The 19676-nt window shown below is 51.2% G+C and carries 19 protein-coding genes; 15 read left to right on the forward strand and 4 right to left on the reverse strand.

Going from position 1 to position 19676, the window contains the following annotated elements; translation table 11 throughout:
* The first annotated feature begins 2 nt into the window (after window positions 1-2).
* The 4 genes from yidC (at window position 3) to B5F83_RS04845 (ending at window position 3879) form a co-directional block, all read left to right on the forward strand.
* The gene (yidC, locus tag B5F83_RS04830) at window positions 3-1898 is read left to right on the forward strand and encodes a membrane protein insertase YidC (protein ID WP_087277274.1); all 1896 of its coding nucleotides are present in this window, start codon (window positions 3-5) and stop codon (window positions 1896-1898) included.
* A 1-nt stretch (window position 1899) separates the two neighbouring features.
* Window positions 1900-2577: a YggS family pyridoxal phosphate-dependent enzyme gene (locus B5F83_RS04835; protein WP_087277277.1), complete on the forward strand. Its 678-nt coding sequence runs from the start codon at window positions 1900-1902 to the stop codon at window positions 2575-2577.
* 91 nt (window positions 2578-2668) lie between these two features.
* Window positions 2669-3235: a hypothetical protein gene (locus tag B5F83_RS04840; protein ID WP_087277280.1), complete on the forward strand. Its 567-nt coding sequence runs from the start codon at window positions 2669-2671 to the stop codon at window positions 3233-3235.
* A gap of 125 nt (window positions 3236-3360) precedes the next feature.
* Entirely contained in the window at window positions 3361-3879 is a 519-nt protein-coding gene (locus B5F83_RS04845; RefSeq protein ID WP_087277283.1) for a hypothetical protein, read from the forward strand.
* Window positions 3880-3924: 45 nt separating this feature from the next.
* Here the strand turns inward: B5F83_RS04845 and lpxB are convergent, their stop codons facing one another.
* A complete protein-coding gene (gene lpxB, locus B5F83_RS04850; RefSeq protein WP_087277286.1) occupies window positions 3925-5115 on the reverse strand; it encodes a lipid-A-disaccharide synthase in 1191 nt (396 codons plus the stop codon).
* On the reverse strand, window positions 5112-5909 hold the full coding sequence (surE, locus tag B5F83_RS04855; protein WP_158094158.1) for a 5'/3'-nucleotidase SurE: 798 nt from the start codon (window positions 5907-5909) through the stop codon (window positions 5112-5114). Before surE ends, lpxB begins: the two co-directional genes overlap by 4 nt.
* A gap of 132 nt (window positions 5910-6041) precedes the next feature.
* Between surE and gap the strand changes: the two genes are divergently transcribed.
* The 4 genes from gap (at window position 6042) to B5F83_RS04875 (ending at window position 10675) form a co-directional block, all read left to right on the forward strand.
* Window positions 6042-7049, forward strand: coding sequence for a type I glyceraldehyde-3-phosphate dehydrogenase (gene gap / locus B5F83_RS04860; RefSeq protein ID WP_087277292.1), 1008 nt, complete (start codon window positions 6042-6044; stop codon window positions 7047-7049).
* A gap of 113 nt (window positions 7050-7162) precedes the next feature.
* Complete coding sequence (bcp, locus tag B5F83_RS04865) at window positions 7163-7612, forward strand: thioredoxin-dependent thiol peroxidase (RefSeq protein WP_087277395.1); 450 nt, start codon at window positions 7163-7165, stop codon at window positions 7610-7612.
* 9 nt (window positions 7613-7621) lie between these two features.
* Window positions 7622-9106, forward strand: coding sequence for a hypothetical protein (locus B5F83_RS04870; RefSeq protein ID WP_087277295.1), 1485 nt, complete (start codon window positions 7622-7624; stop codon window positions 9104-9106).
* Window positions 9107-9202: 96 nt separating this feature from the next.
* Window positions 9203-10675, forward strand: a complete 1473-nt coding sequence (locus B5F83_RS04875; RefSeq protein ID WP_087277298.1) for an alpha-L-fucosidase — start codon at window positions 9203-9205, stop codon at window positions 10673-10675.
* On the opposite strand, the gene B5F83_RS04880 is transcribed toward B5F83_RS04875, so the two are convergent.
* A complete protein-coding gene (locus tag B5F83_RS04880; protein WP_143822463.1) occupies window positions 10641-11393 on the reverse strand; it encodes a hypothetical protein in 753 nt (250 codons plus the stop codon). The genes B5F83_RS04875 and B5F83_RS04880 overlap by 35 nt on opposite strands.
* Before the next feature lie 64 nt (window positions 11394-11457).
* Here B5F83_RS04880 and B5F83_RS04885 point away from each other — a divergent pair, with 64 nt between their 5' ends.
* From B5F83_RS04885 to B5F83_RS04915, 7 genes are read left to right on the forward strand one after another with little or no spacing between them, the layout of a single operon-like run.
* On the forward strand, window positions 11458-12477 hold the full coding sequence (locus B5F83_RS04885; protein WP_158094159.1) for a M20/M25/M40 family metallo-hydrolase: 1020 nt from the start codon (window positions 11458-11460) through the stop codon (window positions 12475-12477).
* Window positions 12478-12504: 27 nt separating this feature from the next.
* A complete protein-coding gene (gene asd, locus B5F83_RS04890; RefSeq protein ID WP_087277307.1) occupies window positions 12505-13554 on the forward strand; it encodes an aspartate-semialdehyde dehydrogenase in 1050 nt (349 codons plus the stop codon).
* Between the two features lie 9 nt (window positions 13555-13563).
* The gene (locus B5F83_RS04895; protein ID WP_087277310.1) at window positions 13564-14943 is read left to right on the forward strand and encodes an aspartate kinase; all 1380 of its coding nucleotides are present in this window, start codon (window positions 13564-13566) and stop codon (window positions 14941-14943) included.
* Window positions 14927-15598 carry a dihydrodipicolinate reductase C-terminal domain-containing protein gene (locus B5F83_RS04900; protein WP_087277313.1) on the forward strand — a complete coding sequence of 224 codons (672 nt, stop codon included), beginning with the start codon at window positions 14927-14929 and terminating at the stop codon, window positions 15596-15598. Before B5F83_RS04895 ends, B5F83_RS04900 begins: the two co-directional genes overlap by 17 nt.
* 11 nt (window positions 15599-15609) lie before the next feature.
* A complete protein-coding gene (gene dapA, locus B5F83_RS04905; RefSeq protein ID WP_087277316.1) occupies window positions 15610-16503 on the forward strand; it encodes a 4-hydroxy-tetrahydrodipicolinate synthase in 894 nt (297 codons plus the stop codon).
* The gene (locus B5F83_RS04910; RefSeq protein ID WP_087277319.1) at window positions 16491-17264 is read left to right on the forward strand and encodes a 2,3,4,5-tetrahydropyridine-2,6-dicarboxylate N-succinyltransferase; all 774 of its coding nucleotides are present in this window, start codon (window positions 16491-16493) and stop codon (window positions 17262-17264) included. Before dapA ends, B5F83_RS04910 begins: the two co-directional genes overlap by 13 nt.
* A 10-nt stretch (window positions 17265-17274) precedes the next feature.
* On the forward strand, window positions 17275-18489 hold the full coding sequence (locus B5F83_RS04915) for a PLP-dependent aminotransferase family protein (protein ID WP_158094160.1): 1215 nt from the start codon (window positions 17275-17277) through the stop codon (window positions 18487-18489).
* Here the strand turns inward: B5F83_RS04915 and B5F83_RS04920 are convergent.
* Window positions 18473-19636 carry a MalY/PatB family protein gene (locus B5F83_RS04920; protein ID WP_087277325.1) on the reverse strand — a complete coding sequence of 388 codons (1164 nt, stop codon included), beginning with the start codon at window positions 19634-19636 and terminating at the stop codon, window positions 18473-18475. The genes B5F83_RS04915 and B5F83_RS04920 overlap by 17 nt on opposite strands.
* Between the last annotated feature and the right edge of the window lie 40 nt (window positions 19637-19676).

A 19676-nucleotide genomic window follows, 5' to 3' on the forward strand; every position in this document is an offset into this window, starting at 1 on the left:
GGATGAACAAGAGCTCTATAGTAGGATTTGCCATAATCGGACTTATCCTGCTTGGATTCAGTTGGTACAATTCAGTACAATACAGGAAGCAGCAGCGCGAAGCCTTCGTTGCCGATTCGATAGCGGCGGCAAGGCTTGCCGAGCAGATGAGGGCAGAGCAGGAGGCCATGGCGGCCTTTGCCGACAGTACCGGGACGGGTGATGCCGTGCGTGGAGGACAGCCTGTAGCTGAACCGGCTGCGGTTTACAAGGATTCACTTATGGAAAAGGCCTTCAGGAAGGAGGCGGCATACCATACTATTGAAAACGAAAAACTCAAGGTAGTCTTTACGACGAGGGGCGCCCAGATGTACAGCGCGCTGATCAAACCGTATTTCAAATACGACAGTTCGGCCCTGTATTTCATCCGTCCGGGAAAGAGCGCCTATAATGTCGAGTTTTTTACGGATCAGAACATTTCCACCGAGGAACTGGTTTTCGATATAGCTGAAAGCACGGATACTTCCGTTACGATGCGGTTGAATTTCCAGAACGGTGGCTATGTGGAACAGAAATACTGGCTTGAGCCGGAAAGTTTCATCGTCAGGAACAACCTCGCTTTTGTGGGAATGGAAGGAATCATTCCGAGGAATGTCACCTCCATAGACATGGACTGGGGACTCGAAGTGCCGCGTATCGAAAAATCGTACAAGACCGAGCGGCAGTATTCGAGGATGGATTACAAGTATCCAGGTGAAAAGAAGATAGAGAAGCTCGGAAAGAACGGCAAGGATGTAACGGATGCGCGTGTAGGAACCAAGATTTCATGGTTTGCCTTCCAGCAGCATTTCTTCTCGGCCTTCATGGTTTCGGACAAGGATTTTTCCAATAGCGAGTTTTCCATGGTTTTCCGTGAGGAAAACGATCCGGAAGGTACTCTGATGACTTGTGTCGCGAATGTGTCCGTGGACTATGATCCGGGGCAGAGGGTGGATTATCCTTTCGATTTTTACATCGGCCCTAACCATTACCAGACATTGAAGTCGAGCGGCGACGGTTTCGAGAACATAGTGCAGCTCGGTGGCTGGCTTGCAAGCAAAATCAACAAGTGGGTCATAATCCCGTTCTTCAACTGGCTGCATGAATACATCGCCAATTTCGGAATCATCATCCTTCTGATGACCTTGTGCATAAAGCTTGTCCTGTCCCCGTTGACCTTCAAGTCCTATTCGTCATCGGCGAAAATGGGGGTAATCAAGCCTGAAATCGACAAGATTAATCAGAAATATCCTAAGCAGGAAGATGCGATGAAGAAGCAGCAGGCCATGATGGAACTTTACAAGCGGGCCGGCATAAGCCCGATGGGCGGCTGTCTCCCGATGCTTTTGCAGCTTCCTATACTTTATGCGATGTTCCGTTTCTTTCCGACATCCTTCGAGTTGAGGCAGCAAGGGTTCCTTTGGGTGGACGACCTCAGTACATACGATTCCATCTGGAACTTCGGTTTCAGGGTTCCGCTCTTGGGAGACCATCTGTCGCTGCTTTCGTTGCTGATGGCGATATCGATGTTCCTCTATTCGAAAATCAACTCGGCCCAGATGTCCACGGATCCGAGCATGAAAGGAATGAAATTCATGACCCTGTGGCTGATGCCGATAATGATGTTCTTCTTCTGTAACAATCTCTCCAGCGGTTTGAGCTATTATTACATGCTGTCGAATATCATCACTATTTTCCAGACTTGGGTGATAAAGAGATTCTTCATCGACGAGAATAAGATTCATGCCCGTCTTGCGGCCAAGGCTTCGGAACCGGTGAAGAAGTCGAAGTTCATGCAGCGGCTCGAAGCGGCCCAGAAGGCCCAGGAGCAGGCCATGAGGCAGCAGGTCAGGGAACAAAGCAAAAAAATGCGCAGATAATATGAGTATAGCTTCGGAAATAGTAAAACTGCATAGTGAACTGCCATCAACTGTAAAGTTGGTGGCGGTTTCCAAATTCCACCCGGCTTCGGCCGTCATGGAAGCGTACAATGCCGGGCAGAGGGTGTTCGGCGAGAACCGTCCGCAGGAACTTTTTGCCAAGGCAAAGGAGCTGCCGGCCGATATAGAGTGGCATTTCATCGGGCATTTGCAGACCAATAAACTGAAGATGGTGCTGCCTTTTGCTTCCATCGTCGAATCGGTGGATTCCCTGCATCTGTTGGAGGCGATAGACAGGTGGGGCAGGGACAATTCAAAAGTCGTTGATGTGCTTTTGGAGCTCCATGTGGCTGCTGAGGAGACAAAGCAGGGCTTCGATGCCGATGAAATCCGCAGTATCATGTTTTCTCCGGAACCTTTTGCGAATATCCGTTTCCGTGGATTGATGGGCATGGCAACACTCACTTCCGACGAGCATGTGATTGAGGCCGATTTCGGACGTATAGTGTCGCTTTTCGACGAATTGTCTGCAAGGATAGGGGACAGTCCCAAACTTACCGCCGATTTCAATCTCAGGTCTTTCGGCATGACACATGATTACGGGATAGCCGTCCGTATGGGAGCAAACATTGTGAGGATAGGCACGCTCATTTTCGGAGCGCGCCCGGCGAAAATATAGGAACAGATGAAAAAAACTTGTCGTCAAGGCCAAGCAATTGAATCTTAAGTCAAAAGCCTTGCATCACGTTGGCGTTTTTTATTTTTTTTTCATGGTATTGGTCAAAAAGGCGGACACTGTTTTCGACCCGTCCGAAACGGATGAAGTGATAGAACTATATATTGACAATAACGGCAGCAGTGGGGGCAGTGACAGTGCAAATGACATAAGCAGTGGCTATGCAGCCTCTGTTCCGGAGGATGAATTCATAGAAAAATATCTTGAGGATTTAAGCAGTTATTCTCCGATCATCTCTTTGCTTTTTGTTCCGATAATGGCATTCTTGCTGAAGTTTCTTTATCGTAAGAAGCAGATGAAATACATGGCCCACCTTGCATTTTCGTTCCATTGGGGATGTTTCTTTTATATTGCCCTGGCATTGTTCTGCATTGTTGGGTGGTTGTGGAAATTTGACGGTCTGCCTTTTTACTTGTTCCTGGCAGCGAATCTACTCTACACGACAGTGGCCTTGCACTGGGTTTACGGCAACGGGTGGGTCAAGTCTTTCCTGAAAACGGCCGTAATATATCTGTTCTATTTCATAGCGGGTGTCTTTTTCGTCGGCGTGTCATTCGCCCTTGTGTACAGTTCGTTCGGCAAGGATTACGGTCTGCTTTAAGGCAGGGCCGACACGCATATTGGTCAGCACTTATGTTTGACCGGCATCAGGTATCCGAGAAAAATTTTACACAATTTTTAAGTAAAATCCGTACATTTGTTGCAAATCGTAAAACGGATTACATCATGAAGAAACTTGTTGCGTTTTTTATTTCACTGGCTTGTGTGGCGGGCATTGCCGCATGCGAGAAGATGTGGAATTTTCAATACGTGGATTCGTACATTCTCACCTATTGCAATCTTGACAATTTCGATGGTTTCCGGATAACGCAGGAAAGGACCGATGATTCATTGTATCTTGAAATAAAGACAACAGGCATGGATTATTCCGAAGCGCTGAATTCCGGCAGAATATTGGCAGAGGCAATGGATGCCGGTTCTGAAAAATGGACCGTATACGACAGTTTGAGGAAGCATTACGGCGATGTCGGGTATCCTGTTAAATTCAAGGTGCCTCCGTATGTGGGCTATATGCATAACCGTTCTTTCAGTCCGGAAGCTTTTGACGGCTATATAGACGGTGTGGATATTACTATAGCCGGGTCTTCGGAATATCCTCAGGGAACTTCGTTGAAAGACCGGGCTGTAATCGAAATCGCCTCACATTATCCTTTTATCAGCAGCGGGTATGCGGTTCCGTGCTGACGGTTTCATTCGTCACCGGTAACGGAAAGGAGTTTTCGGAAGAGATTACCGTGGAGTAAGTTCGCGTACCATGGCTTCGGCGACGGCTTCCGATGCCCCGCCGTTTCCGAGAGACTGCTTGATGGCCGCATAGCCGTCAAGCATTTTTTTGCGGTATTGCGTATCTTCCAAGAGTCTGCGTATTTCCTCCGAAAGGGCATCTGCATTGCATTCGTCCTGAATCAGTTCCCGGAAAACGAGCCTGTCGGCAATGAGATTCCCGAGGCTGATGAATTTTGATTTTACTATCAGCCTTCCTATCCAGTATGTGAGCCTGCTGCCGAGGATATATCCGACAACCTGCGGGGTGCCGAGCAGTACGGCTTCGAGGGAGGCGGTTCCCGAATTGATTATCGCGGCTTCGGCGTTCCTTATGACAGACTGTGTTTCTCCGAAAATCACCCTGATGTCCGCATCGCCGTTATTTTGGCAGGCGTTTTTCCGGCAGGTGTTTTTCAGATTCAGATAAGGGGCATAGTCCTCCATGCTTCTCGACGGGGCGCCGGCAATGATGAACCGGTAGTCCGAGTATTCGGGAATGGAGTGCAGCCTGTCGGCGAACCTGGTCAGGACAGGCATCATGGTGTCTATCTCTCCCTTGCGCGAGCCCGCAAGCATCGCGATATAAGGCTGGTCCGGCAGGTCGTTGCGCCTCAGGAAATCTTCCCGGCTTTCATTCATGGCGGCAGAGCCGTCTATCGCGTCCACGAGCGGATTCCCGCAGTATATTGCATCGATGCCTTTGGCTTTGAAGTACGGGATTTCGAACGGGAAGACTATAAACAGCCTGTCCACGTATTTTTTCAGCTTTTTGATACGCCCTTCGCGGGAGGCCCAGACCTTGGGCGCAATGTAGTAAAACACCTTGAATCCGTGGCTGTGGGCAAATTCGGCTATCTTGAAGTTGAATCCCGGGTAGTCGATCAGGATGACGGCATCGGGCTTCCATTCCAAGATGTCATGTTTGCACCGTTTTACGTTTCCGAGCAGTTTTCCTGCATGCAGAAGGACCTCGACGAAGCCCATGATTGCTCCGTCCTTATAATGTACCACGGGCGGTGTCCCGGCAGCGGCCGCCATCATGTCCCCGCCCCAGAAACGGATTTCGCATTGCGGGTCTTCGTTCCTGAGCCCTTTTATGAGGTTGGAGCCGTGCAAATCGCCGGAAGCCTCGCCGGCTATGATGTAATATTTCATAAGTCCCAAAGTTCAGAAAGCCTTTTCATCTCGTCGTAGTCGGTATAATCCACTGAATGAGGGACTATGGTGACATATCCCTTGGCCATCATCCTGTGGTCTGCCGTAGGAGGGTTCTCCGGAGAATCTTCATAGTCCCCCAGCATTCTGTATGCCTGCATCCCTTCTTCCGGCGGGACTGCGGTGCCTTCCCCGGCCGACAGCGGGATGAATTCCTTTATCCATATTCCGGTACCTTGGGAGGCCATCGTGCAGCCTTTGATGTTTTCGAACGGTATGTCCGGAAAATTGATGTTCAGATAGACTCCCGGTTTTGGCGGATATTCGAGTATGTGCCCGAGCAGGGACGGGAGAATCTTCCTTACGGCGCCGAGATTTACATCCTGGCTGTGGTTTTCAATGGATACTCCGACCGAGGTTATGCCGTGCAGGGCCCCTTCGGCCGCCGCTCCGAGTGTTCCCGAATATATTACGGAAGCCGATGCGTTGGAACCGTGGTTTATGCCAGAAACTATGAGATCCGGGTATTTTTCCGGGAAAAACTGCATCAGCCCGAATTTTATGCACGATGCCGGTGTAGCCGTAAGTTTCCCCGCCACGAATCCTTCTTCCCTGCATGTCTCCTTGTAAAACAGTTCCTGTCCGAGGGATACCGCGGCTGACATCCCCGATTGGGGGTAGGCCGGTGCCACGAGGGTGATATTTCCGAACGGACGGAGAATCTCCGCCAGCACATGGAGGCCTTTCGATTCGATTCCGTCATCGTTGGTGACTAAAATTTCAATTTTCCGCATAAACATTTTCTAAAAACCGGACAAATATAGGGAAAATTTCCCTGTTTTGGTTATTTTTGCATTGCTTTTGGTTCAACCGTTTTATTCATATTTGAATGTTTTTTAATGTATAACTAAATAATTTTTATTGAAATGGAAAAAATCAAAGTCGGTATCAACGGTTTCGGACGTATCGGGAGAATGGTATTCCGTGCCGCTTATGAAAATTTTTCAAATGACATTGAAATAGTCGGTATCAACGACCTTCTTGAGCCCGAATATTTGGCATATATGTTAAAATACGATTCGGTTCACGGCCGTTTCAAGGGCGATGTGTCAGTAGTCGGCGGAAAGCTCGTAGTCGACGGGCGTGAGATTCGTCTTACATCCGAGAAGGAGCCTGAAAATCTTAAATGGAACGAAGTCGGTGCCGAGATAGTGGTAGAGTCCACCGGACTTTTCCTCGAAGACGCCAAGGCGCGCAAGCATATCGAGGCGGGTGCCAAGAAAGTGATAATGTCGGCCCCTTCGAAAGATTCGACCCCTATGTTCGTATACGGTGTGAACCATGAGAAATACGCCGGCCAGGATATCATATCAAACGCTTCCTGCACGACCAACTGCCTTGCGCCTATTACCAAAGTGCTCAACGACAAATTCGGCGTAGTCAAAGGCCTCATGACAACAGTCCATGCCGCAACGGCAACCCAGAAGACTGTCGACGGCCCTTCGAAGAAGGACTGGAGGGGCGGCCGCGGTATCCTCGAAAACATCATTCCTTCGTCTACCGGTGCCGCCAAGGCTGTAGGAAAGGTGCTTCCTGAACTCAACGGAAAACTCACCGGCATGTCTTTCCGCGTGCCTACTTCGGATGTTTCCGTAGTGGACCTTACCGTAGTGCTTGAAAAACCGGCTACGAAGGAAGACATCTGTGCAGCGATGAAAGAGGCTTCCGAGACATATCTGAAAGGCGTACTCGCATATACCGAGGAGGCTGTCGTTTCCACTGATTTCCGCGGTGAATCCTGCACCTCTATTTTCGATGCTACCGCCGGCATATCCCTCGACGACCACTTCGCAAAAGTCGTGTCATGGTATGACAACGAGTGGGGATATTCCAACAAGGTGCTCGAAATGGCCCGCGTGATAGCACGCAAGTAGGTGTCGTAAAATCGACTACGAACTATTAGATATCTGTTTTAGTTGCAATGTGCGGATTTTTCCTTAAATTCGCACATTGTTTTTTTTTTGTATGGACCTTTAGAAAGAGTTTTATCATGTTGAAGATAGGGGACAGGGCTCCGGAATTTTCCGGGACAGATCAGGACGGAAATGTAATCAGCCTGAGTGATTTTGCGGGCAGGAAACTGGTGTTGTATTTTTATCCCAAGGACAATACTCCGGGATGTACGGCGGAGGCTTGCGACCTCAGGGATAACTATCAGCGTTTTCTCGCTGCCGGTTATGCCGTGGTAGGGGTAAGCAAGGACAGTGCTGCCTCTCATAAGAAATTTATCGGGAAATATTCGCTTCCGTTTCCGCTGATTTCGGACCCTTCGGCCGAAATACTCCAGGCATACGGAGCCTGGGGCGAGAAGAAAAACTACGGGAAGGTCTATATGGGGACAATCAGGAAGACTTTCGTCATAGATGAAAACGGGATTATAGCCGATATTATCGGAAAAGTGGATACTAAAGCGCACACGGCGCAGATACTCGGATAGGTCGGCTCTATGAAAGTTTCTGATTTCAATAAAGTTTCTGATTTCAATGTCGCCGTGTCAAAAAGGGCGGCGCTCGTGCTTGCCGCGTTTCTGATGGCACTTCCGGCCTTTCCGCAAAATGAACGGAGCCGCTGCCTTATCGTGCTTTCGGAAGCCATGATGCGTTCCGGTCTTTCCGTCGATACAATGAATGTGTCCGTATCCGGACCGTTTGAAGAAAGGAAAGCGAAGGTGTTTTCCATGGAATACGATGACGGCAGCCTCGCCTTTTCCTCTTCCGCCACGTTCAGGGGCAAATCCAATGCAATGAAGGTGGCTTGCAGTAAAGACGGCGGGTCTTTCGATGTGGAATGCGGCTTTGACGCTTCGGGCAGGATTACAATCCTGCGCGACAGCCGGAAACCATACAGCGAAACCTGGAAATACGGGGACGGGGATTTTCCGGTAGGAGGAGGCATAGTCTTCGCCAGCAGGTACGATTTGACGGAGTATTTTCCCGTAATGGCTGAAATCTTCGGTATAGATTCGCTTTTTGTAGAGGCTGGCGATGGCGTGCTGCTTACATACGATACCGAAAATGAAAGGCTTTTTTCAGCAGAGCTTACGGGTAAGAGCCGGCGCAACTGCCTGATGAGATACGGTTTCTGCAAAGTGCTTTTCGACCTCGGGCGTTTTTCGGCCGACAGGATGCCGTTCAAGTCGGATCCATTCGAAGGCGATATGGACAGGGGTTTCGACTTTTTGCCGGGAATAAGTCCTGAAATAAATTCGATGCAATTCATGGATGCGAAGAACAATTCGGTGGAATCGCCGTCCGGAGCCGCTGCCGTAATGTTCGAGTATGAAAGCAGTGCGGATTCGGTTATAAACAAAGCGGCTTTCTTCGATAATTCTTTCAATCCGGCGGAAGTGAAGTTCCGTGGAGGCGTTTTTTCATCATTATTTGAATCATACTGGCTTGACGGCGGATATGAAAACCATGTCGTCCAGTTGTCCGGAGCGGGGAAGAATACGGCTTCGAATGCGTTCGGTATAGACGGATACAAGTTCCTGTCATCTCCGGGAATGGATTTTGCCGCGGCGTACGGGAAGGATACGAAGTACGTTCCGGTGGAAGATTTTCTGTCCATGGGGCGTTTCGGCATGTACATGGCGGTAATGGAAGAAAGGAACGGAAACATGGTTTATCAGGCTTCTTACCGGGGCTATGACGATGATGACCGTGCGGCCTGCGACATGGGGTATTCGGATATCGTCATCAAATACATAGGCCATTCGGGAGTGGTGGAGGATGTATATTACAGAGGCGTGGACGGAGGCCCTGCCATGCATGAAAAATACGGATGTGCGCGCATATCCACGAGGTTTACGACATCGGGGAAGCCTCAGTCGTTGGAGTTTTTCGATGCAAATGACAGGAAAATTCGTGTAATCAAATATAAGGAATATTCTCCGGAAGATTACCAGTTCTGCAATCCCGAACTTGAACCGTGACATGGACATGGCCTGTGCCGTAATGAAGCCCTACGGGATTTGAAACCCTGCGGAATTTTTTTATAAATGTCAGAATTTTTTCAATAAACGTCAGTCATGAAAAAAATGTTTTTGTCGCTCTTGCCTTTGGCTGTTATCCAGTTGCTTTTTTCGTGTTCGGGAGGAGCTCCTGCCCCTGAACCAGTGTTTCCGGTGCCGTCGAAGCAGCAGGTCGAATGGCAGCGGATGGAGAGATATGCTTTCATCCATTACGGGCTGAACACTTATACCGATGCCGAATGGGGTTATGGCAATGCCTCCGCCTCTTTGCTCGCTCCGGACAGCTTGGACTGCCGCCAATGGGCCCGTGTGCTTGCCGGGGCCGGGATGAAGGGTATCATACTTACGGCGAAACATCATGACGGATTCTGCCTGTGGCCTTGCACTGGCACGGATTACGACATAGCGGCATCCCCGTACAAAGGAGGAAAGGGGGATATCGTGCGTGAGTTGTCCGAGGCATGCCGGGAATACGGCCTGAAATTCGGAATCTACATATCTCCGTGGGACAGGAACAGGGCGGATTACGGAACGCCGGAATATGTGGAATATTACAGGTCCCAGTTGAAAGAACTCCTGTCCGGGGATTATGGCGATGTTTTCGAAGTCTGGCTCGACGGGGCCAACGGAGGTAACGGATGGTACGGAGGAGCCGATGAAACGAGGACGATAGACCGCAGGACATATTATGATTTTCCTTTAATCGATTCCCTGATACTTGCCTTGCAGCCCGATGCAATCATTTTTTCGGACGGAGGCCCAGGCTGCCGCTGGGTAGGGAACGAACGAGGGATAGCCGGTGAGACAAACTGGTCTTTCCTCAGGGGAAGCGAAGTCTATCCGGGGTATCACGGTTTTCAGGAACTTCCTTCGGGACATGCCGACGGGGATGCATGGATTCCCGCAGAGTGCGACGTGTCCATACGTCCGGGCTGGTTCTGGCATGCCGATGAAGATACATTGGTCAAGACTCCGGAGCAGCTGCTCGACCTGTATTTCAAGAGTGTCGGCAGGAATGCCAATTTCCTGCTGAACGTGCCGGTAAATGCGGCCGGATTGATTTCCTGTGCGGATTCAGCCAGCCTGTATGCCTATAATGAGCTGCTTGCAAAGGAATTCCCTTGCAATCTGTTGTCCGCCGGGGATGCGACCGTTTCCGTTTCCTCGGAAAGAGGCAGGGCTTTCAGGTCGGAAAACATTTTCGACGGGGATTTCGACACCTATTGGTCGGTCCCTGACGGTACGGATACGGCATCGGTGCAGATAGTCTTCGGTTCTCCGAAGGCAATGGACAAGGTAGTGCTTCAGGAATACATTCCTCTCGGACAGCGGGTGGCCTCCTTTGCCGTCGAGTATTTGTCTGAAGGCCGTTGGATCCCTGTAGATTGCGGCGAAGAGACTACTACCATAGGGTATAAGAGGATAATCCGTTTCGCCCCTGTCGAAGCTGAAGGGTTGCGGGTGATTTTCAAGGAGTCCCGGGGGCCGGTGTGCATCAGTGCCCTTGAAGCCTTTCTTCGGGCGGAATGACAGGCTCCGGAACGGAGGACTTGTAGACACGGGAATCGAAATTGCCATCCCAGAACAGCGTTTCATCGAAATGCTCCGGTTTTCCTGCCGGTATGGGCATATACCACAGGCCGTTCATCATAGGTATGGCGTTTGGCTTGTATTGTGCGCTTCCTCCTAATAGCATCCTCGCTATCGCCCATGCTATGCGCTCCCCTTTGGACATCGAAGCCACCTTCCTTTCGTATGCGAGGTCGCGGCCGAGGAGGTCATTTAGCCGTTCCATGGCCTGCTCGAATGTGAGGGGACCGAACTTTTCCCTTATTTCCGGTACGGAGAGCAGTATGGGAAGCATTTTTTCGGCAACGGCCTTCCTGTCGACGATTGCGGATGTCATGTTTCCGAAGATTTCATCCGAGTAGAGTTTTTCGAGAAATGACAGTTTTTCCTCCCATTGGGCGCGTATGGCTTCGAGTTCCGGAATGGCATCCGATGAGTCAATCCGGGCGGTCGAGGAAATCAGGGAGTCGCGCCCGTTTTCATCGAGAAGCCCGAACATGTATGCCTTCGCGGCAAGGTCGCGGATGTCGGCGTTGAGGACGGCCTGTCTGTCGGTAATGGTGTCCATGGGATTCTGTCCCGATGCCGAAACCGTATGAAAAAGGATTAAAATCCCTGTAAATAAAATATATGTGGCCGTCTTGCGCATGAGTGCCCGTAAATTCAATAAATATGCCATTTCTCATTTTGCCGTTTCGGCGAAAATCATTATTTTTACAGGTTGTATCGATGAAACGGCAGTTATGAATTTGGATAATTTTCTCAATATACTGAAAATAGACTCTTCTTCAGGGAAAGAGCGACGGCTCGCAGAATACTGTGCATACGGTTTTGCTACCTGCAAATCGGTTTCGGAAATATATGAGGTCGGTGACGGCACCCTTAATGTTTATCTCAAATGGGGCAATCCGCGGATAGTCTTTTGTACCCATCTCGACACCGTTCCCCCGTACATTCCCCCGAAGGTGGAAAGCCTGCCGGACGGAGACGTAAAAATCTCGGGCAGAGGCAGTTGTGATGCCAAGGGCCAGATATTTTCAATGTATAATGCCTGTTTGGAGCTTGAAAATGAGGGTTATACGGATTTCGGGCTCTTGCTCGTGTCGGGAGAGGAAACCGGCTCGAAGGGGGCGAGGACCGTGGATTCCCAGATTCCCGGCGGCGAATATCTTGTAGTGGGCGAACCCACCGATTCGAAAATGGTCACGGCAGGAAAGGGAACCAAGGCCTTCTCCGTATCAATCAAGGGCAGGAGCGCCCATTCGGGATATCCGGAGCACGGGGACAGCGCCGTGATGCGTTTCGTGGATTTCATGAACAGGCTGGCCGAGGTGCGTTTTCCCGAAGACCCGGTACTCGGAAAAACCACATACAATGTAGGAGAACTCGAAAGTCCCAACTCTCAGAATATTCTGAGCGACAGGCTGACATTCCGCATATATTTCCGTACTACATTTGCCAGCGATGAGGCGGTATGCCGTGTAATGGCGGATTTTGCCGATGACAACATAGAAGTGAAGGCATTCGGAGGGGATACACCTTCGCAATATATGACACTTGACGGCTTCGAAACGAAAACGGTGGCTTTCGGGAACGATGCTCCCCATATAAACAACTTCAGCCACAAGATGTTGTGTGGCCCGGGCTCCATACTTGTGGCCCATACGGACGATGAGCATATCCTGTTGAGCGACCTGCGCCGTGCAAAGGACAATTATGTTACAATATACAAGAGGCTCGTGGGCCGCAAGGCCGGCAAGTGACCGATGTTTGAAAAAAATCGTAGTGATATGAATGAAAATAAGATAGATGTTGCGGTACTCGGTTGTACCGGGGCCGTAGGACAGAAACTCGTATCCCTGCTCGGCAATCATCCCCTGTTCAATATTAAGGAACTTGTGGCTTCCGACCGCTCGGCAGGGCTGAAATATTCGGAAAGGGTCGGTTGGAGGGAGGCCGTACCCATTCCCGGGCATGTCGGGGACATTGTCATCAAGACGTTGTCCGAGCCGCTCGAATCCCGGATTCTGTTCTCGGGGCTCGATGCCTCAGTTGCAGGAGAAGCGGAAAGCCGCTATGCCTCCCTCGGACATATCGTAGTGAGCAATTCGCGCAACCACAGGATGGACGATGACGTGCCGCTGATTATTCCGGAAATCAACGCCTCGCATCTGGAAATAGTGGAAAGGCAGATGGCCCGTTCCGGCAGCGGAGGGTTCATAGTAACCAATCCAAACTGTTCGACCATCGTGCTTGCACTTGCAATCTATCCTGTATTTGCACGTTTCGGCCTTGACAAGGTGATGGCTGTCACCATGCAGGCGATTTCCGGAGGAGGATATCCCGGTGTCCCTTCAATGGACATATTGGGAAATGTAATCCCGTACATAGGGGGCGAGGAAGAGAAGATAGAGCGCGAACTGGCCAAGATTTTCGGCCGGCTGGAAGGCGGGAGCATAGTCCCTGCGGATTTTACCGTTTCCGCCACCTGCAACCGTGTTCCAGTAAGGGACGGGCATACGGTGTGCGTTTCATTCTCTACCAGGACCAAGGCAGGCAGGGAAGAACTGCTGGATGCCATGGAACACTGTTATCCCGAACTGAAGCTGCATTCATCGCCGGAAAAGGTTTTGGCATACAATCCTTCCGAAGACCGTCCCCAGCCACTGATGGATGTGCTGGCCGGTAACGGAATGACGGTGACGGCAGGAAGGCTTCGCCCGTGCGGCATACTGGACTGGAAGATGACGGCTTTCGGGCATAATACCGTGCGCGGGGCTGCCGGGGCTGCCATATTGAATGCAGAACTCATAGTGGAACGCGGTTTTTTGAAAAAATAGGGTGTTGTTATGATTGTGATGAAATTCGGAGGAACTTCCGTGGCGGACGCCCAGGCCATACAGCGTGTGATGTCGATAGTCTCCGGACGGCTCGACAAGGCCCCGGTGATAGTGGTATCGGCCCTGTCGAAGGTTACGGATTCATTATATAAGATTTGCGATTTCGCCGGCAACGGCGACCTGATAGAGGCGGAAATGCTTGTCGAAAACATCCGTGACAGGCATCTGAAACTTATAGACGAGCTGATAGCGGACGGGAAATATTCGTCTCAGGCAAGGGAGCATACGGACACGCTTTGCGACAGTCTGAAAAAACTGGTGGATGTAGTCTGCGACCTCGGGGAACTCTCGGAACGCAGCCGTGCCCGCATCATTTCGACCGGAGAATATCTGTCATCGGGAATCATCTGCTGTGCCCTCAATGCCGCCGGGATTTCCACCGGTTTCCTCGATGCGCGGAAACTGATAATAACCGATGAAAATTATCTCAAAGGCGAACCGGACCTGCACCGGATTTCCGAAACCGTACCCGAAATAATAAACAGGGCCTACCGTTCTTTAGAAGCGGCCCCTGTTTCGGCCGTCATCACCCAGGGGTTTGTCTCGGCCACGGAGAAAGGCGTTCCTACCGTGCTCGGCAGGGGAGGGTCGGACTATTCCGCTTCCCTGATAGGCATGGCAATGGATGCCGACGAGATTGAAATATGGACGGACGTGGACGGTGTCCATACGGCCGACCCGCGCAGGGTGGAAGGCACGAAAAGCCTTGACGCCATCTCGTTCAAGGAAGCCGCCGACATGGCCCATTCCGGAGCGAAGGTGCTCCATCCTTCCACTATGGAACCGGCCGTCGGGAAGAACATTCCCATCAAAGTCCTCAATTCGATGAATCCTTCCGCCAAAGGGACTGTGATACTCAATGAGGAAGTGATACCTTCGGGGGTAAAATCCGTGTCCTGCAAGGAAAATGTACGTATGCTCAATGTATTTTCCTCAAGGGTCTACAACTCATCGGGATTTTTAGGCAGGGTCTTTTCGATTTTCGGAAAACATCATTTTTCTTTCGATCTGATTGCTGTTTCCGAAGGGAGCGTGTCGGTGACGATAGGTGAGGATGACGATATCCAGGCCATGATGGAAGAACTGTCCGAATTTTCAGCCGTTTTCATCGAAACCGGAAAATCGCAGATAGCCATTGTCGGAAAGGAAATGGCTTTGGAAAAGAATGTTCTCGGACGTATTTTCGGCGTGCTCGAAGGACATCGTATATATCTGATGTCGATGGGGGCCGCAGGAGGGAGCCTCGGCCTCGTGGTGGACAGGAATGAACTGAATGTGATAATCAGGAACTTGCATAAAACTTTGTTTACGGATGGAAGCAGTGATTAGCGGATACGGCAGGATGGGCAGGGCCGTTGAAAAGATACTTGCCGAAAAAGGGCTGGCATGTGCCGGCAAAAGCGAAGACATAGCTTCGTTCAGCCCTCAGACGGCTGCCGGTGCCGTCTGCATAGATTTCACCACCCCTGAAGCCTTCAGGAAGAATTACCGTTTCATAGCGGAAAATTTCAAGGGGGCGGTTGTCGGGACTACCGGGTGGACGGACATTAGGGAAGATGTGTTCAGGGCCTTCCGCGAATGCGGCAAGCCTTTGGTGTATGCTTCCAATTTTTCCATCGGGGTCAATGTCATGTTCAAGGCGGCGCAATTGCTTTCGCAGGCCCTCGGCAATGCCGGCGGCTACGACCCGTATATCGTGGAGATGCATCATAAGCACAAACTGGATGCTCCGAGCGGAACTGCAAAGACCCTGGCCGGCATAGTGGAGGAGGGCATGGGCGTGAAGGTCCCTGTAGAGTCGGTGCGTTGCGGTGAGATTTCCGGCATACACGAGCTCGGTTTCGAAGGCCCGGCCGACCGTATCGTCCTGAGGCACGAGGCGTTTTCTCGGGAAGGTTTCGCCCGTGGGGCGGTGCAGGCCGCAATCTGGTGCGACACTCTGGAAGGCGGCATTTATGAATTCAAGGATTTGTTGAAATTTTAATTTTCTGGAATATGGGAAAAAACAGGATTTGGTCCGGTTGCGGAACGGCCCTCGTCACACCTTTTGACGATGAGGGAAGGGTGGATTATGAAGTTTATGAAAATACGGTAAGGCGGCAGGTCGATGCCGATATCGATTTTCTTGTCCCGCTCGGTACTACGGCGGAGACTCCAAATCTTTCGGATGAGGAAAAAATCAATATACTTAAAATAACAAAGGCCAATTGCGGGGGCAAGCCCGTCCTGTGCGGTGCCGGAAGCAATTCCACCGAGGCCACGATAAAAAATATCAGGATGCTCGCGCCATACGGGGCGGATGCTTTCCTTGTAGTCGTGCCGTATTACAACAAGCCCACGCAGCAAGGCATGTACGAGCATTTCAAGGCGGTTCTCGAGGCTACGGGAAAGCCTTTGGTAATATACAATGTGCCGGGTAGGACGGGGGCTAACATGACTGCCGAAACGACTTTGAAGCTCGCGGAACTCCCGGGAATAGTCGCCGTAAAGGAGGCTTCCGGGAATTATGCCCAGATATCGGCCGTGATAAGGGATGCCCCTGAGGGTTTTTCCGTGTTGAGCGGCAACGATGACGAGACACTTTCGCTGATGGCGACGGGGGCGGACGGCGTAATCAGCGTGGCTTCCAATATAGCGCCCCGTCTGATGTCACAGCTTGTCAGGGCGCTGGCCTATGATGATATGGTGGCTGCAAGGAGGATTCATTACAGTCTGATGCCATTGTTCAAAAACTGTTTTATCGAAAGCAACCCTATTCCGGTGAAGGCCGGCATGGCGTTGCTCGGACTGCTCAGGAACAATCTGCGGCTGCCTCTGACACGGGCTTCCGAAAATACTGTGGAAATAATGAGACGGACACTTAAAGATCTCGGGTTATGGAAGAACTGAACCGTTTCAATGAGGTCTGCGATGCCTTGGAGCGCGGCGAAATACGTGTTGCTGAGAAGAAGGACGGGGAATGGGTCGTGAATACCTGGATCAAGGAGACTATTCTGGAGGGTTTCCGGTACGGGAAAATGACGGACATGTCGGAAGGACGGTTCCCTTTTTTCGATAAGGATACGCTTGCGCCGAGACGTTTCGGCCACAGCGACGGCGTGCGGATAGTGCCGGGCGGAAGTGCCGTCAGGAGAGGGGCTTTCCTTGCCCCGTCCGTAATCATGATGCCGCCTTCATACGTGAACATAGGGGCATATGTCGATTCGGGCTCTATGATTGATTCGCATGCGCTTGTCGGTTCATGCGCCCAGGTGGGCAGGAATGTGCATATAGCCGCCGCTTCCCAGCTCGGGGGCGTGCTTGAGCCCGTAGGCGCCCTGCCCGTGATAATAGAGGACAATGTGTTCATCGGCGGGAATTGCGGTATTTATGAAGGTACTTTGGTCCGGGAAAATGCAGTGATTGCCACCGGGGTCGTGCTGAACGCTTCCACGGCCCTGTACGATGCCGTAAACGGGGCCTTTATCCGTGCCGGCGAGGGTGGACGGCTGATTGTGCCTGAAAACGCCGTAGTCGTTGCGGGAAGCAGGCCGGTACGCAAGGGGCCGGGAGCTGCTGAAGGCATACAGATTTATACTCCGGTAATCATCAAGTACAGGGATTCCGGAACCGATGCCTCCGTCGCCTTGGAGTCGCTGCTTAGAGATTGAAAGGGATTTTATGGATTACGGGAAACTTTATTCGGACGATGTATGGGCATTCGTCCCTTCGCCCGTAAGGGCTATTTTTAAAAATTACGATTTTTCAAAGATAATTTCCTTCGCCGGAGGTTATCCGTCTTCCGACACTTTCCGCACGGACGACATGCTTCTTGCCGCCGAAGAGGCATTCCGCCTCTATGGTCCGGGTATCCTGCAATATGGGGCGACGGAAGGCCTTATGCTGTTGCGCGAGGCCATATCGGAGAGATACGGCGTACCTGTGAACAATGTCGGGATAACGACTTCTTCGCAGCAGGGCATAGATTTGTGCGCCCGCATTTTCGTGAATCCGGCAGATGCGGTTTTCGTAAACCGTCCGACTTTCCTCGGGGCAATCCAGTCGTTCCGTTCCTACAGGGCGGATATTAGGGGTGTGAAGGCTTCTCCGGATGCATCCGGTGCCGAAGGGGCGGAAGCCGTTGCAGGGGCTTATTCTGCCGCAATTGCCGCGGCAAGAAGCGAAGGGCTTGTGCCGAAATTCATATATCTCATACCCGATTTCAACAATCCTACGGGCGAAACTCTTTCGCTTGAGGCGCGAGAGGCGGTCATAGATGTCGCCAGAAGGGAGTCGCTGATGATTGTAGAGGACAGCCCTTACAGGGAACTGCGTTTTTCGGGAAGCGATGTGCCTTCCATGTATTCCCTGGCCCCGGATTGTGTGCTTCATCTCGGTTCCTTTTCAAAGATTCTCGCCCCGGGTTTCAGGCTCGGCTGGGTATTCGGTCCCCGGGAAGTGCTTGACAGGCTGACTGCATGCAAACAGTCGGTGGACCTTTGCCCTCCCATGCTTGACCAGCACATAGCGGCCATTCTTTTGAAAAGCGGGCGCCTGCATGACAATCTGCGGTGGACCGTCTCCCTGTATCGCCGGAAACGGGATTTCATGCTTGCTATGCTTGAACGCCACATGCCTTCAGGGGTGAATTGGACACGTCCGGAAGGCGGCCTTTTTGTTTTCCTTACCCTTCCGGAACATATTGATACTGTCGCGCTTTATGACAGCGCCCTGTCTGCCGGTGTCGCATACGTTTCCGGGGCGTTCTTCCATCCGGACGGCGGCGGCAGGAACACCATGAGGCTCAATTACTCGTTCATGGACATGGACCGCATCGAAGAAGGCATATCGGTACTTGCAGGTATAATCCGTGCGCACATCAACGCTGCCCGATGAATCTGCGGAACCTTTCGAGGCCCTGTTCCAGGGATGAACGCGGACAGGCGATGTTCCAGCGCATGAAGCCTTCCCCTTCGGGTCCGTACATGCTTCCGGCATTGAGCCAGAGGGCCGCTTCGTCTTTCAGGCGCTCTTCAAGTTCTTCCGATGCAAGGTGCAGTTTACGGCAGTCCATCCAGACGAGGTACGTTCCTTCGAGTTTCGCGATGGGATAGTCAGGAAGATATTTGCGGCAGTATTCCGACATGCAGTCATAATTGCCTTTCAGGTAGGCTATAAGCTGTTCCAGCCATTCTTCGCTTTCATTGTATGCGGCCACGGTGGCAATGACCCCGAATGGGTTTACATCGCATACTTCGTTGATGTTGATGGCTTTGTCTATCTTTTTGCGCAGTCCTTCATCCGCACATACTATGTTGGCTATCTGAAGTCCGGCGATGTTGAAGGATTTGCTTGCCGAGACACATGTGACCGAATGTTTCTGGAAATTTTCGGAAATTGATGCGAAAGGTATGTAACGGTATTCCGGAAAAACGAGTTCGCAATGTATTTCATCGGAAATTACTGTCACGCCGTTTTTGATGCAGATTTCCCCTAAGCGTATCAGTTCCTCTTCGGTCCACACGCGGCCAGCCGGATTGTGAGGGTTGCAGAGAATCATGGCCTTCACTTCCGGATCGGCCGTCCTGTTTTCCAAATCTTCAAAATCCATTTTGTATGTATCCCCCGTGTATATGAGCGGATTGCTGATGACATGGCAGCCGTTGTTGCGTATTGAGGAATAAAAACAATTGTAAACGGGCCCCTGTATGAGCACTTTGTCTCCCGGCGCGGTGAGCGCCTTTATGATTGCGGACAGGGCGGGGACAACCCCGGTCGTGTATATTATCCAGTCTTTGGATATGTTCCACCCGTGTCGGCGAGAGAACCATCCGGTTACGGCTTCGTAATATGCTTCGGGCACCCGGGTATAGCCGAAAATACCGTGGGACACCCTTTCCTGCAATGCTTTGATGATGGGCTCGGAAGTGCGGAAATCCATGTCCGCAACCCACATGGGCAGCATTTCCGGATTGTCGGAACCGTCCCATTTGTATGAATTGGTGCCGTGTCGTTGAACGGTCTTGTCGAAATCGTATTTCATTTTGTTTTGATTTTAAAAATTTCCGTGTGTTGAAAAACAG

This window comes from Muribaculum sp. An289 (assembly GCF_002159555.1).
Taxonomy (GTDB): domain Bacteria; phylum Bacteroidota; class Bacteroidia; order Bacteroidales; family UBA932; genus Merdivivens; species Merdivivens faecigallinarum.

Bases quoted from the DNA above. Each gene is read 5' to 3' on its own strand.
- B5F83_RS04885 (WP_158094159.1), top strand. From the start codon at position 11,458: ATGAATTTGGATAATTTTCTCAATATACTGAAAATAGACTCTTCTTCA.
- B5F83_RS04920 (WP_087277325.1), bottom strand. From the start codon at position 19,636: ATGAAATACGATTTCGACAAGACCGTTCAACGACACGGCACCAATTCA.
- B5F83_RS04845 (WP_087277283.1), top strand. From the start codon at position 3,361: ATGAAGAAACTTGTTGCGTTTTTTATTTCACTGGCTTGTGTGGCGGGC.
- yidC (WP_087277274.1), top strand. From the start codon at position 3: ATGAACAAGAGCTCTATAGTAGGATTTGCCATAATCGGACTTATCCTG.
- B5F83_RS04880 (WP_143822463.1), bottom strand. From the start codon at position 11,393: ATGGCATATTTATTGAATTTACGGGCACTCATGCGCAAGACGGCCACA.
- B5F83_RS04900 (WP_087277313.1), top strand. From the start codon at position 14,927: ATGGAAGCAGTGATTAGCGGATACGGCAGGATGGGCAGGGCCGTTGAA.
- gap (WP_087277292.1), top strand. From the start codon at position 6,042: ATGGAAAAAATCAAAGTCGGTATCAACGGTTTCGGACGTATCGGGAGA.
- B5F83_RS04870 (WP_087277295.1), top strand. From the start codon at position 7,622: ATGAAAGTTTCTGATTTCAATAAAGTTTCTGATTTCAATGTCGCCGTG.
- B5F83_RS04915 (WP_158094160.1), top strand. From the start codon at position 17,275: ATGGATTACGGGAAACTTTATTCGGACGATGTATGGGCATTCGTCCCT.
- B5F83_RS04840 (WP_087277280.1), top strand. From the start codon at position 2,669: ATGGTATTGGTCAAAAAGGCGGACACTGTTTTCGACCCGTCCGAAACG.
- asd (WP_087277307.1), top strand. From the start codon at position 12,505: ATGAATGAAAATAAGATAGATGTTGCGGTACTCGGTTGTACCGGGGCC.
- lpxB (WP_087277286.1), bottom strand. From the start codon at position 5,115: ATGAAATATTACATCATAGCCGGCGAGGCTTCCGGCGATTTGCACGGC.
- B5F83_RS04910 (WP_087277319.1), top strand. From the start codon at position 16,491: ATGGAAGAACTGAACCGTTTCAATGAGGTCTGCGATGCCTTGGAGCGC.
- B5F83_RS04835 (WP_087277277.1), top strand. From the start codon at position 1,900: ATGAGTATAGCTTCGGAAATAGTAAAACTGCATAGTGAACTGCCATCA.
- surE (WP_158094158.1), bottom strand. From the start codon at position 5,909: ATGCGGAAAATTGAAATTTTAGTCACCAACGATGACGGAATCGAATCG.
- B5F83_RS04895 (WP_087277310.1), top strand. From the start codon at position 13,564: ATGATTGTGATGAAATTCGGAGGAACTTCCGTGGCGGACGCCCAGGCC.
- dapA (WP_087277316.1), top strand. From the start codon at position 15,610: ATGGGAAAAAACAGGATTTGGTCCGGTTGCGGAACGGCCCTCGTCACA.
- B5F83_RS04875 (WP_087277298.1), top strand. From the start codon at position 9,203: ATGAAAAAAATGTTTTTGTCGCTCTTGCCTTTGGCTGTTATCCAGTTG.